The sequence below is a fragment of the Sphingopyxis sp. Root1497 genome (assembly GCF_001427085.1).
Lineage (GTDB): Bacteria > Pseudomonadota > Alphaproteobacteria > Sphingomonadales > Sphingomonadaceae > Sphingopyxis.
On sequence record NZ_LMGF01000005.1, the window covers coordinates 651,208 to 664,675 of the forward strand.

The window sequence follows — 13,468 nt, forward strand, 5'->3', positions numbered from 1 at the left end:
CGACGCGATCGGTGTCCCGGCGCTCTGGCTGCGGACGAACCGCAGTTTCAGCGCGCCGATTTGCCACGCCATGGTGGAACTGCGGCCTTCTGTGTCGCTAGGTCCATGATAATTCGGCCGCCGCCGGCCTTTGCCGGGGATCGAAAGTGCGGGCCCGTCTTCAGGTGGTGATTTCGGGCTCGCGACTGCAGATCGAAAGAATGCGGCAGGGCTTCGAGGCGGCGACATAGGCATGCCCCATCGCGCTGTCGAAATAGATGGAATCGCCTTCCTCGAGGAGGACCGGCGCGTAGGTCTCGGTGTGAAACTCGACCGACCCCGCGAGGACATAGGCATATTCCTCGCCTTCATGCCGGGTGAATTCGCCGAACTCGTCGAGTGAATCGGCCTTCACGTCGATGACGATGGGAATGATCTGCTTGTTGAGCAGATCGGTCGCCGGATACAGATAACCATAATCATTGGTCTCGATCGCGCTTCCTTCGCCGCGCCTCGTAATGCTGCGGCGACCATGCATGACACGCGTCTTGGGCTCGTCCAGCGGCTGAACGTCATCGACGGAGCCGAAAAAATGGCTGATATCGACCTTGAGACCTTCGCTGAGGCGCGTCAGCTTGTCATAGCTGAGGGCCAGCTTGTCATTCTCCACCTTGGAGAGAGTCGAAATCGGCAGGCCTGTCAGCGCATGAACCTGGCTCAGTGTCAGCCCCCGCTGGCGACGGATCGCTTTCAATATGGAGCCGGGCTGCGCAGTGAATTTTCCGGATGTGGCCGTCTTTTTCATTTTTCGCAAATAGCTTGTCGCCTTTGCTTTGCCAAGATCATGAGGCGAGGTTTTTGCCGGGTGGCGGCATTCAGCAGATCTCGGGATGGCGACAATCCGTGGCGGACAGCAGCTGCACAATAAGCCGTGATCGGTGCTTGCCCACGTCTGGCCGGAGATCGCGTGCTCAAACTCCTGGGCGCGTCCTTGTCGCTTCTGGTCGCCGGCGGTCGCTCCGCTCTTCCAGGAATCGACCCGCGCGGACGTTCCCAAGCAGGCTGTCTGATATTCGCTACGGCACGAGCCATGGCACTCTGTCATTACCAAGCCGCCTTCGAAATCACCGGCAATCCTGGTTCCAAAGCAAGGCGATGTGGTGACGCTGTACGGGCGGCAATCCTCTGCGGCGATTGAGAATGCTAGGCAGGCCGTTCCCGTTGCGATGATGATCTTGGCAAGAGACTTGGCTTCGCTCGGTGAGAGCCAGGATGGCGCCGCATCGACAGTCATTGCCCCATCGATCTTGCAAATCCACGTTATCGCGCCGCAAGAAAGTCGTCCCGCGCTCGGCCGGCTCTGCGACGAGCTGGCGTTTAACGCCCGATAGCCGATCCTTCTTGTGCCGTTTTGCCCGGCATGTCAGGGACGGCGCGAAAAGCGGGCGTGCCGTAACGGGAGGCGGACTGAATGAAGTTCGACGTGGTGATCGTAGGCGCAGGCCATGGCGGCGCGCAGGTGGCGATCATGCTGCGCACGCAGAAGTTCGAAGGCAGCATCGCGATCATCGGCGACGAGCCCGAGCTGCCCTATGAACGTCCGCCGCTGTCGAAGGAATATTTCGCGGGCGAGAAGGAATTCGAACGCATCCAGCTGCGGCCCGCGAAATATTGGGACGAGCGCGAGGTCACGATGCTGCTCGGCAAGCGCGTCGTGTCGGTCGATCCGGCCGGCCATACCGTGGCCACCGACGGCGGCGAGACGATCGGCTATGGCAAGCTCGTCTGGGCGACCGGCGGAGTCCCGCGCATGCTGCCGATCCCAGGCGGCGACCTGCCCGGCGTGCAGGGCGTGCGGACGCGCGCCGACGCCGATGCGATGAAGGCGGCGTCGGAGACCGCGCGCCAGATCGTCGTGATCGGCGGCGGCTATATCGGGCTCGAAGCCGCGGCGGTGCTGCGCAAGGCGGGCAAGAAGGTGGTGCTGCTCGAAGCGCTCGACCGTGTGCTCGCCCGTGTCGCAGGGGTCGAGCTGTCGCGCTTTTACGAGAAGGAGCATCGCGATCACGGCGTCGACCTGCGTCTCGGCGTCTGTGTCGATGCGCTCGAAGGCGATACGCATGTCACCGGCGTCCGGCTCGCCGACGGCGAGGTCATCCCGGCCGATCTGGTGATCGTCGGCATCGGCATCGTGCCCGCGACGCAGCCGCTGATCGCGGCGGGGGCCGAGGGCGGCAACGGCGTGCTCGTTGACCGGCATTGCAAGACGAGCCTGCCCGACATCTATGCGATCGGCGATTGCGCGGCGCACGAGAACGGCTTTGCCGAAGGTGCGGTGATCCGGCTGGAGTCGGTCCAGAATGCCAATGACCAGGCGAATGTCGTCGCGAAGGGCATCGTCGACGACGAAGCGCCCTATCATGCGATCCCGTGGTTCTGGTCGAACCAATATGACCTAAAGCTGCAGACTGCGGGCCTGTCGACCGGGCACGACCAGGCGGTGCTGCGCGGCGATGTGGCCAATCGCAGCTTCTCGATCGTCTATCTGAAAGCGGGCAAGGTGATCGCGCTCGACTGCGTCAACGCGACGAAGGATTATGTGCAGGGCCGCATGATCGTCACCGCAGGGGTTGTGGCAACGCCGGAGCAACTTGCCGACACCGAAATGCCGCTCAAGGAATTGCTATCCTCCGGGCGGCGAGACGATAGGTAATCGTCCAAAGCGAGCTACACCCCGGTCATCATGCTGACTCAGATGCCAAACGTTATGTGGTCCTCGGCATCGATGGACCAGACAGGATTGTGGGCAATTTCCCAGTCATGGCCGTCCGGGCCTGCCACATAGCCGCGATAACCGCCGTGCGGCGGAGCATCGCCGCGCCGGAGTATCACGCCGCCGACGTTCGCCAACTTTACAAGCGCGGCATCGACATCTTCGCGCGAGCCGACATTATGCGCCGGTGCGAACCCGCCCGGGCCGGCGAGCAGCGTGCGGCGGCCTTCCTCCCCCAGCTCCGGCAGCTGCGAGGGGCTGGCAGACGTTGGCGCCTTGCTGCCTGCGGCCGGGCGGGGCCCGGCGGAGAGGGAGAGCGGATGCGCGCCGGGCGGCGAGTCTAGGGCCGGGAGAGTGTCTCGCGGCGGCTCGCCACGGAGACGGCAGATGGCCAGAACGCAACCGAAAATCACCCTCAGCCCCTCGCGGGACCTTCCTTTCGACCAGCTGAGGCTGTCGCAATCCAATGTTCGCCGGATCAAGTCCGGCGAATCCATCCCGGAGCTTGCCGAAGACATTGCCCGCCTGGGTCTGCTCCAGAGCCTCAACGTCCGGCCCATTCTCGACGCGGACGGCAAGGAGACGGACCTGTTCGAAATTCCGGCCGGTGGCCGGCGCTTCCGCGCGCTCGAACGGCTTGTGAAGCAGAAGCGACTCGCAAAGGACGCGCTGATCCCGTGCATCGTCCAGCCGGCCGATCGCGCCATTCTTGCCGAAGACGACAGCTTTGCCGAGAATGCGCGGCGTGAAGCCCTCCATCCGCTCGATCAGTTTCGCGCGATGCAGGCGATGGCCGACAAGGGGGAAGATATCGAGACGATCGCGGCAAATTGCTTCGTGACGCCGGCGGTCGTTCGGCAACGTCTGAAACTCGCCTCCGTCTCGCCGACGTTGCACCAGGTCTATGCCGATGACGGCATGAGCCTCGAGCAATTGATGGCTTTCACCGTCACCGACGATCATGCCCGCCAGGAGCAGGTCTTCGAAATGCTGCGCACAGGCTACAATATGTCGCCGGCTTTCATTCGCCAGAAGCTGACCGAAAACAGCGTTCGCGCCGTCGACAAGCGCGTCCGCTTCGTGACGGTCGATGCCTATGTGGCTGCCGGCGGCGGCGTGGTGCGGGATCTTTTCGAACGTGACGACGGCGGCTGGCTCACCGATCCGCCTTTGCTCGACCGGCTTGTTGACGAAAAGCTTGCGGCCGAGGCCGAGCGTATCGGCGGCGAAGGCTGGAAATGGGTCGAAGCGGCGATCGATATTCCATGGAGCGCGGGCCGCGACCTGCGTCGGATCCCCGGCGAGGATGTGCCGATCAGTGCCGAGGAGCAGGAGCGCCTGACGAGGCTCGAAGCCGACGCCGAGGAGCTCAGCTCCGAGTGGAGCGATGCCGACAATGTCCCCGACGAGATCCATGCCAGCCTCGAGGCGATCGATGCCGAGATCGGCGCGATCAGCGATCGCCCGCAGATTTTCAATCCCGCGGAGATCGCGATCGCAGGCGCGTTCGTCTCGATCGAGCATGACGGGTCGCTGCGTGTCGAGCGCGGCTTCGTGCGCCCCGACGACGAACCGAAGCGGAAGGCGAGGATGATTGCCGCGTGGACGCCAACGCCGCCCCGAATGCCGGCGACGCCGGGAATGCGGCGCCCGTGGGTGGCGGCGCGGCCGGGCAGGGCAGCGAGGATCCTGACGACGAGGAGGAAGATGCAGGGCTCAAGCCGATGTCCGACCGCCTCGTGTCGGACCTGACCGCGTGGCGTACCCTCGCGCTGCAGGACGCCGTCGCGCGCTGTCCGTCGACCGCCTTCGCCGCGGTGCTGCACGCCTTCGTGATTTCCTGCTTCTTCGGATACAGCCGCGAAGGCTGCGTGCAGGTGCATGTGAACGGCGTCGCCTTCTCGAACGCGCCGACCGGCCTTCGCGACTGTCCGCCCGGACGCGCGATCGCCGAGCGTCACGAGACGTGGCGGGCGCGGATGCCTAAGACCGACCGCGATGCCTGGAGCTGGCTCCTGACGCTGGACGACGACGAGCAGGCAAACCTGTTCGCGCACTGCGCGTCGCTCGGGGTCAATGCGCAGGCCGAAATCGTACCGAAGTACGACAATGGGCGCATTTCGTCGCATAGTGTCGAGCGGCGCATCGCGCACAGCCACATCCTCGCCCGCGCCGTGGGTCTCGATCTCGTCGAGGCGGGTTGGCGGCCGACCGCGGAGGGCTATTTCAAGAGCGTACCGAAGCCGCGCCTGCTCGCCGATGTCGCCGAGGCGCGCGGCGAACAGTTCGCCGGGATGATCGACCATCTCAAGAAGGCCGACATGGCGCGCGAAGCCGAACGCCTTCTCGAAGAGACGCGCTGGCTCCCCGTGCCCCTTCGCACGCCGGAGGAGGCGGGCGATGCTCCGAACATGGTTGGCTGCGAGGATGGCGCGGACGTGCTGCCGCCCGGTCTGGCAGACGATGGCGAAGACGCGGCTCAAAAGGATGGAGGTATCGACGCCATCGCAGCCGAATGACGCCGGGCCGCGACCAGCGGCCAAAGCCCATAGCACCCCTCGAAAGCCCGGCCATCGCGCCGGGCTTTCCCTTTTTCAGGAGACCCGACATGTCACCGATGGATATCTATTGCCATGCGCCGCTCGGCGCGAAGATCCGCTTTTCGAACGGCGAGAGGCGGCCGCCCGATCGCTTCACGCGCAAGGTCAAGGCGTGGGAAAATGACAATGGCAGCGGGACGCTTGTCGAATTCAGCCCCGGCCGCGATGGCGGGGCCTGTTCGCTGCCGGCGACCTTTGCGCTGCATCTTGCCACCTACAGCAGCGGCGGCGTGCCCATCATTGTGGTACGCCGCCTCTACTCGGTGGCAAGCCGGCTCGATTTCGAAATTGTCGAACGGCCGCGACCCGGCATGGCGCGGGTGCTGACCGCGATCGGCGAAGGCGACGAACTGCGTCACTTCGGGGCCGATGTAGCGGCAGCCGAGGCGTGGCTTGCCGAGCATCGCTATCATGATGCACGCATCGAGCGCGTCGACGATCCCGATGTCGCCAACCGTCCGCTGTTTCGGGGGAGGGCGGCATGACCGTTATCGTCGCCGAATATGGCACCACCGCCGACGGGCTCTGGGCGGCCCGGATCGACGATCTGGCGCTGATCGCGATCCCGATCCGCGACGGATATCGCCTAGCGACCGCCTCGGCCCGATCGAAGCCCATATCGGAATGGTCGGCAGCCGACGGTTTCGGCTTCGACGGCCAGGTGGCGGACGAAGCGGGCTTTCGCGCGCACGTCGAGGACTGTGCGCTCCATGTCCGGCAGCGCGCGCTGCTGGCAAGGGGCCGGGTCGGGATCGCGAGGGATACGCCGTGGGGGCCTTCGCAGACTGCGACGCGCTATGCCGAGGGGATCATCTGCTTCGACACAGCGAGCCACGGCGGCTTCTTCCTCGACGAGGAGCGCAATGCCGCGATGCACCCGGCACTTCGGCTGCCCGACGGCTGGTACGAGGAAGACTGCGACTGGGCGCTGGCGGCGACCGGCTATCCCGACCTTTTTACCGACAGGGAGAGGAGGTCGGCAGACAGGACGCTTCGCGATTGGCACCCGGGCGCGTGGGAGGGATTTCACGGTCGCCTGCTCGGTCGCTGCGAATCCTTCGCGCGCGATCGCGAGGGGTTCGAACGCGATCACGCGGCCGACTGGATCGTGATCTCGGCGACCCGGTCGCCAGACCACCCCGGTTATATCGTCGGCATCGCTTCGCTCGGCGGGCACCGCGGTGCCGTCGCCACAGGCCGCTTCCTCATCCCGCAAAGCGAGTATGAGAGCGGTCGGCACGGGTTCGTGATCGATCCGGCGCGCCATTTGCCTGCCGATTGAGAGGGAGAGTCGGGGCCGGAAGGGGGAGCCGCCGGTCCGAGAGAGAGCGCCGGAGGCTCGCTCCCTCCCGCTCTCTCGAGGAACCCGACATGTCATCTCATTTCTCCAGCGCGGCGCACCGCGCCTCGATGCGCGCGCCCGAACCTGCCGCCGCCGCCGCGCAACGCCTCCTCGCGGCTGCCGAGGCGATCTTGCCACTGCTCGAGGCGGGACAGCCGTTCGGTACCGGTCAGCTCCGTACTGCGATGATTTCGGCCTTCGGCGCGAGCGACGCCGAGGGCGGCTGGGACTGGAAGGCCGCCTATGACGCGTGCGAGGGAGCCCAGATCCTGCTGCTGCGGGCCTATGGCCGCGCGCTCATGACGCGGGCCGGCGCAACCCGGCACTGTCTCGCGACATGGGAGCGCATTGCGCGGCGCATTCCGACGCACACGCGCCGGTCGGAGACCGGCCAGTCGCTTCAGCAATTCTCGACGCCGCTGCCGCTTGCCTATGTCGCGGCGCACGCCGCGTCGATCGTCGCAGGCGATCTTGTTCTCGAGCCGTCCGCGGGGACGGGCATGCTGGCCATTCATGCCGAGCTGGCGGGCGCCTCGCTGGCGCTCAACGAGCTCGACGCGGGGCGCGCCGAGTTCCTCGGCCTTCTGTTTCCGGGTATCGGCGTCACGCGCCACGACGCGGCCTCGCTCGACGACCGGCTCGACCAGGCGGTCCAGCCCGACATCATCCTCATGAACCCGCCCTTTTCGGCCATCGCGGGTGTCGACCGCCCGATGCGCGATACCGCGCTCCGCCATATCGCCTCGGCTCTCGCGCGGCTTCGTGACGGGGGGCGGCTGGTCGCCATCGTTGGCGCCAATTGCTCGCCCGAGGCGCCCGCCTGGCGCGAGAGTTTTGTGCGCCTGCAGCAGCAGGGCACGCTTCGCTTCTCGGCCGCCATTGCCGGAAAGCTCTTTGCAAAACATGGCACCACCACCGCGACCCGGCTGCTTGTGTTCGACAAGCTTCCCGCTGCCGACCCGGCGACGATCGTGCCCGGCCACGGCGAAGCGCCGGACCTCGCGACCCTCCTCGCGTGGGTCGAACGCGCGGTTCCGCCGCGCCCGGGCCCCGCGGGTCCGCCGGCGGCCGCCCTTGCACCGTCGCAGCCTGCGTTACCGGATTTCGCGCGGGCCTCGGCGCCCGCTGCAAAGGCGCCACCCGCCGAACAGCCGGTGCTCGAGAGTGCGCCCGAGCTCGCCTATGAGACGCGAGCCTGGCGGGCTCCCGAAGGTCGCCTCGGCGACACAATCTACGAGCCCTATGCCCTGCAATCGCTCCATATCGAGGGCGCGTGTCCGCATCCCACCGCGTTGGTGCAGTCCGCCGCTATGGCGTCGGTCGCGCCCCCGCAGCCTTCCTATCGGCCGCATCTTCCCGCGCGGCTCGTGACGGGCGGGATCCTGTCCGATGCGCAGCTTGAATCGGTGATTTACGCCGGCGAGGCCCACAGCGGCCATCTGTCGGGCGCATGGGACGTCGACGCGACATGGGATCTCGTAACCGCGGTCGGCGAGGACAGGGAAGCCGCCGTTCGCTTTCGGCGCGGCTGGTTCCTCGGCGACGGCACCGGTGCCGGCAAGGGCCGCCAGGTCGCGGGCATCATCCTCGACAATTGGCTGAAGGGCCGGCGCCGCGCCGTGTGGCTCTCCGTTTCGGACCGTCTGCTCGAAGATGCGCAGCGCGACTGGTCGGCGCTCGGGCAGGAGCGCCTTCTCGTGACCCCGCTGTCGCGCTTTCGGCAGGGCCTGCCGATCAGGCTCGCCGAGGGTATCCTGTTCACCACCTATGCGACGCTGCGCAGCCAGGCCCGCGCAGGCAAGGCGAGCCGGGTCGAGCAGATCGTCGAATGGCTCGGCCGCGACTTCGATGGCGTCATCATCTTCGACGAGGCGCATGCGATGGCGAATGCCGCGGGCGGCAAGGGATCGCGCGGCGAGCAGAAGCCGTCGCAGCAGGGCCGAGCCGGGCTCCGGCTGCAGCATGCGCTGCCCGATGCCCGTATCGTCTATGTCTCGGCGACCGGCGCCACTACCGTGCAGAACCTTGCCTATGCGCAGCGGCTCGGCCTGTGGAGTGGAAGCGATTTCCCGTTCGCGACGCGGAGCGAGTTTGTCGCGGCGATCGAGGACGGCGGCGTGGCGGCGATGGAAGTGCTCGCACGCGACCTGAAGGCGCTGGGTCTCTACGCGGCGCGATCGCTCTCGTTCGACGGCGTCGAATATGAGCTGCTCGAACATGCGCTGACCGAGGAACAGCGTCGCATCTACGACAGCTACGCCGGCGCCTTCCAAATCATCCACAACAATCTCGACGCCGCGATGGAAGCGGCCGGTGTGACGAGCAGCCTGCACGGAACGCTCAATGCGCAGGCGAAGTCGGCGGCGCGTTCCGCTTTCGAGAGCACCAAGCAGCGCTTCTTCAATCATCTCATCACCGCGATGCAAACGCCGAGCACGATCGCGAGCATCGCGCGCGATATTGAGGCGGGGCATGCCGCCGTGGTCCAGATCGTGTCCACCGGCGAAGCGCTGCAGGAGCGCCGTCTGGCCGAAATCCCCACCGAGGAATGGGGTGATGTATCGGTCGACATCACCCCGCGCGAATATGTCCTCGACTATCTCGCGCACAGCTTCCCGGTCCAGCTTTACGAGCCCTGCACGGACAGCGAAGGCAATCTGTCGTCGCGGCCCGTCTTCGACGGCGAGGGCAACCCGGTCGTCAACCGCGAGGCGGCGCGTCATCGGGACGCAATGATCGAGAAGCTTGCGTCGCTGCCTCCCGTGCCGGGGGCGCTCGACCAGATCGTCCAATATTTCGGTCCCGATGCGGTGGCCGAGGTTACCGGGCGCTCGCGCCGCATCGTTCCGGTCAGGGCCGGCGACGGCTCAGCGCGGTTTGCGGTCCAGAACCGTCCCGGGAGCGCCAATCTCGGCGAGACCCATGCGTTCATGAACGACGAGAAGCGCATCCTGATCTTCTCGGAGGCCGGCGGAACGGGCCGCTCCTATCACGCCGATCTCGGGGCGAAGAACCAGCGCCGCCGCATCCACTATCTGCTCGAGCCCGGCTGGAAGGCCGACACCGCGATCCAGGGCTTCGGCCGCACCAACCGCACGAACCAGAAACAGCCGCCGCTCTTCCGGCCCGTCTCGACCGACGTGAAGGCCCAGAAGCGTTTCATCTCGACGATCGCGCGGCGGCTCGACACTTTGGGCGCGATCACGCGCGGCCAGCGGCAAACCGGCGGTCAGAACATGTTCCGGCCCGAGGACAATCTGGAGTCCGTCTATGCCCGCGACGCGCTCCGCCAGCTTTACCAGCTGCTTGCCGACGGTAAGGTCGCTGGCTGCTCGCTGCCGGCCTTCGAGGCGGCGACGGGTCTTTCGCTGCTCGACGAGGGCGGCCTCAGGGAGGAATTGCCGCCGATCACGACTTTCCTCAATCGCATGCTCGCGCTGACCATCGATCTCCAGAACATCCTGTTCGAGACCTTCGAAGGCCTGCTCGCGAACCGCATCGAGGGTGCGCTCGCGTCCGGCACCTACGAGATGGGTCTCGAGACCCTGCGCGCCGAGAGCTTCACGGTGACGGCGCGCCAGACGATCTACACGCATCCGGGGACTGGCGCGGCGACCGAGTTGCTGACCGTCGAACGCAAGGACCCTGTCGTGCCGCTCCCGGTCGCGGAGGCGAGGGATCTCGCTGCAGGTTGGGACGGCACCCTTGTCGTGAACGCGCGTTCGGGGCGCGCCGCCGTGACGCTGCGCGCGCGAAGCCTCATCGACGATGACGGCGGCGTCCATCGCCGGATCGCGCTTCAGCGCCCCCTCGAGAAGATGCACATGCTGGCGGAGGATTATGAGCATTCGCACTGGCACTCCGTCGATGCCGAGGCTTTCGGCGCGGCGTGGGCCGCGGAGCTTGGCGAACTCCCCGCCTATGAGATGTCGACCCTCCATATCGTGGCGGGGCTGCTGTTGCCGATCTGGAAGCGACTGCCGAAAGAGTCGACGCGCGTCTACCGGCTCCAGACCGACGCCGGGGAACGGGTCATCGGGCGCAAAGTGTCGCCGGGTTGGGCTGCCAGCGTCACCGGCGACGCGCCGGCGAAGCTCGCTGTGCCCGAGGCATGGCGGATGCTGCAGGCGGGCGAGGTGACGCTGTCGCTCGCCGACGGCCAGACGCTGCGACGGGTTCGCGCGATGAACGACTGGCGGATCGAACTTGCGGGCTTCAACGATCTCGGCGTCGAGCGGCTGAAGGCGATGGGCTTGATTTCGGAAATCGTCTCGTGGCAATTGAAGCTCTACGTGCCGGCAGGGGCTGCTGGTGCCGATGTGTTCGCTGCGCTCGTCGATCGGTTTCCGATTGTCCGAGTTCAGGATCGCAAGGCCGCCTGAAGGAGCCCCGCATGTCCAGTCAAGCTTCCGATATTGCGCGCCGCCTCGGAGAAAATGCCGAGGCGGTGTGCCGCCATTATCTCTCCAACGGCCGGCGCGAAGGCCATTACTGGATGGTCGGGGACGTCCGGAACACTCCGGGGCGCAGCCTCTATGTCCGGCTCTCGGCAACCGGGGAGGGCGGTGCCGCAGGAAAATGGACGGATGCGGCGAGCGGGGATCATGGCGATCTCCTCGATGTGATTGCGGCAAGCTGCGGTCATCTGGCCTTCCGGGAGACGCTTGAGGAGGCGCGGCGCTTTCTCAGCCTGCCTCTACAGCCCGATCGTCTCCGAAATCCGGCAGCGACCAAGGCGCCGCGCGGATCGCCTGAATCGGCGCGCAGATTATGGGCGGCGACGAAGCCGCTCCGCGGCAGTCTTGGCGAGGCCTATCTTGCGGGACGCTCGATCCGCACGCTCTACCGGAGCGATCCGCTGCGTTTTCATCCGCACTGCTTCTATCGCGCGTCGAGCGACGACGCACCGGAGGAGCGGACCGCGTGGCCGGCGCTGATCGCGGCGGCAACCGATCTTGCAGGCGCGGTCACCGGGGTTCATCGGACCTGGCTCGATCCGGCTACGAAAGGCAAGGCGCCCATCGCCTGTCCGCGGCGGGCTCTCGGCCATCTGCTCGGACATGGCGTCCGTTTCGGAGCCGCCGGCCCGGTCATGGTCGCAGGCGAGGGCCTCGAAACCATGCTGTCGCTGCGCCAGATCATGCCGAGGCTTCCGATGATCGCAGGCCTTTCGGGCGCGCATGTCGCCGCGATGGTCTTTCCGGACGAGCTCAAGCGGCTCTATGTCGCGCGCGACAACGATTCCGCCGGTGCGGCCGCGCTGGCGGCGCTTCGCGAGCGGGCGTCGGAGCGCGGCATCGAGGTACGGGCGCTCGAACCCCGGCGCGACGATTTCAATGGCGATCTGCGGACGCTCGGACAGGCCGCGATGACGGCGTCGCTGCGCCGCCAGCTCGACGCTGCGGACCGGCTGGCGCATCTCTGACCTGCCTCGATCCCGGCGAGCGTGTCGTTGCAACCGACCTGGTGCGCCGCCTCCTGATCCGGCACGCAGGCCGGCATCGGGGTCGCCGGAAGGGGCCGGTGGAGCGATGGCGCCGCGGTCGGCCGGGCTGCCTGGCGCGCGCCCGGCCTTCGCGAGAGGGCGACTGCGGCAGGCGGGGCAGGGCGGCAATGGCAGGCGGGCGGCTATTTTCCGCCGGGGCCTTAGGGCCCCTTTGCATCGCGAAGCAAAATAGCCGCCCGCCTGCCATCCTCCGCTGCGCTCCGGTCGCGGCGCGCCGCGATGCAGCCCCGTCCCGCATGCCGCTTCCCGTCGCCACGAAGGCCGCGCGAGGCGCAGCCGAGACTGTCGGAGACCGAAGATGCCCAGTGACGCAACCCCATTCAACCGTTCCGCCGAGCCGGGCTCGACGGCCTATCTGCTCCAGGAAATGCAGCTGTTCGGATATCGGCCGCTCGAGGATGAACCCGATCCGCGCCCGCTTCCCGACGCACGCCTCGCTGCCGGTGCGATCGCCGACATGTTCGACGCGCTCGCGGGCTGCCTCGCCGAAACCCGTATCGAGCCCGATCTCGACGATCTTGCCTGGAACCTCGTCAATCTCTTCCACCGCGCCGGCGAGCGGGTGGAGCGCGCGCTCGACGACAATGAGCAGGTCCAGCGCCGGCTTCAGCGCGAGCAGGACGGCAGCGAAATCCGCTCGGTCGAACTCGAACGCGCGACGCGCGAGGGCCTCTCGCTGATCGAGCGCCGCGATGCGATGGAGTTTTTCCGCGAGGCCGCCGCCGAGCAGTTCCGGCTGCTGTTCCGCAAGGCCTGGGCGCCGCGTACGGGCTCGCGCGCGCAGCACCGGACATTGACCGCAGCGCTGATCGACAGCCGCGATTTTCTCGATGCGCGACTGCGCGAAAAAGCGGCGGCCCTGCTCCCCGAAGGCACGCGAATTGCCTTTACCGGCGGCAGCGACTGCAGCGATCACGGCGCGATCTGGGAGGCGCTCGACAAGGCGAAGGGCCGCCATGCCGACATGATCCTCCTGCACGGCGCGACGCCCACGGGCGCGGAGCGCATAGCCGCATGCTGGGCCGACAGCCGCGGCGTTGCCCAGGTCGCCTTCCGTCCCGACTGGAACCGTCACGGAAAGGCGGCTCCCTTCAAGCGCAACGACCGGATGATCGAGGCGCTGCCGGTCGGCCTCATCGTCTTTCCGGGAACGGGTATTCAGGATAATCTCGCCGACAAGGCGAAGAAGGCCGGGGTTCCGCTGTGGGATTTCAGGGCGCGCCCATAGCACGCCCGCGACGCAGGCTGCGATGTTAAGGCGCCCATAG

The 13,468-nt window shown here is 66.8% G+C and carries 10 protein-coding genes; 8 read left to right on the top strand and 2 right to left on the bottom strand.

Annotation, left to right across the window (positions count from 1 at the left end; all coding sequences use genetic code 11):
- Positions 1-160 precede the first annotated feature (160 nt).
- Positions 161-1,273 (bottom strand): helix-turn-helix domain-containing protein, encoded by a 1,113-nt coding sequence (locus tag ASD67_RS23510; protein WP_200938058.1) that lies wholly within the window; start codon positions 1,271-1,273, stop codon positions 161-163.
- Positions 1,274-1,450: 177 nt separating this feature from the next.
- On the opposite strand from ASD67_RS23510, the gene ASD67_RS17530 reads away from it, so the two are divergent.
- Positions 1,451-2,692, top strand: a complete 1,242-nt coding sequence (locus tag ASD67_RS17530) for an NAD(P)/FAD-dependent oxidoreductase (RefSeq protein ID WP_056350041.1) — start codon at positions 1,451-1,453, stop codon at positions 2,690-2,692.
- 38 nt (positions 2,693-2,730) lie between these two features.
- Here ASD67_RS17530 and ASD67_RS23770 read toward each other — a convergent pair whose 3' ends face one another.
- Positions 2,731-2,889 (bottom strand): hypothetical protein, encoded by a 159-nt coding sequence (locus tag ASD67_RS23770; protein ID WP_235535720.1) that lies wholly within the window; start codon positions 2,887-2,889, stop codon positions 2,731-2,733.
- A gap of 217 nt (positions 2,890-3,106) precedes the next feature.
- Between ASD67_RS23770 and ASD67_RS23940 the strand changes: the two genes are divergently transcribed.
- The 7 genes from ASD67_RS23940 to ASD67_RS17570 all read left to right on the top strand — a co-directional run bounded on the left by ASD67_RS23940 (position 3,107) and on the right by ASD67_RS17570 (position 13,428).
- Positions 3,107-4,504: a ParB/RepB/Spo0J family partition protein gene (locus ASD67_RS23940; protein WP_327197027.1), complete on the top strand. Its 1,398-nt coding sequence runs from the start codon at positions 3,107-3,109 to the stop codon at positions 4,502-4,504.
- On the top strand, positions 4,477-5,271 hold the full coding sequence (locus tag ASD67_RS23945) for a hypothetical protein (RefSeq protein ID WP_056350046.1): 795 nt from the start codon (positions 4,477-4,479) through the stop codon (positions 5,269-5,271). The genes ASD67_RS23940 and ASD67_RS23945 overlap by 28 nt, the downstream gene beginning before the upstream one ends.
- Positions 5,272-5,360: 89 nt before the next feature.
- A complete protein-coding gene (locus tag ASD67_RS17550; RefSeq protein ID WP_056352091.1) occupies positions 5,361-5,837 on the top strand; it encodes a hypothetical protein in 477 nt (158 codons plus the stop codon).
- Positions 5,834-6,634: a DUF7007 domain-containing protein gene (locus ASD67_RS17555; protein ID WP_056350048.1), complete on the top strand. Its 801-nt coding sequence runs from the start codon at positions 5,834-5,836 to the stop codon at positions 6,632-6,634. The genes ASD67_RS17550 and ASD67_RS17555 overlap by 4 nt, the downstream gene beginning before the upstream one ends.
- An 89-nt stretch (positions 6,635-6,723) precedes the next feature.
- Entirely contained in the window at positions 6,724-11,076 is a 4,353-nt protein-coding gene (locus ASD67_RS17560) for a strawberry notch-like NTP hydrolase domain-containing protein (protein ID WP_056350050.1), read from the top strand.
- A gap of 11 nt (positions 11,077-11,087) precedes the next feature.
- Positions 11,088-12,119, top strand: a complete 1,032-nt coding sequence (locus ASD67_RS17565; RefSeq protein WP_056350051.1) for a DUF7146 domain-containing protein — start codon at positions 11,088-11,090, stop codon at positions 12,117-12,119.
- Positions 12,120-12,498: 379 nt separating this feature from the next.
- Positions 12,499-13,428 (top strand): DUF2493 domain-containing protein, encoded by a 930-nt coding sequence (locus ASD67_RS17570; RefSeq protein WP_056350053.1) that lies wholly within the window; start codon positions 12,499-12,501, stop codon positions 13,426-13,428.
- Positions 13,429-13,468 lie beyond the last annotated feature (40 nt).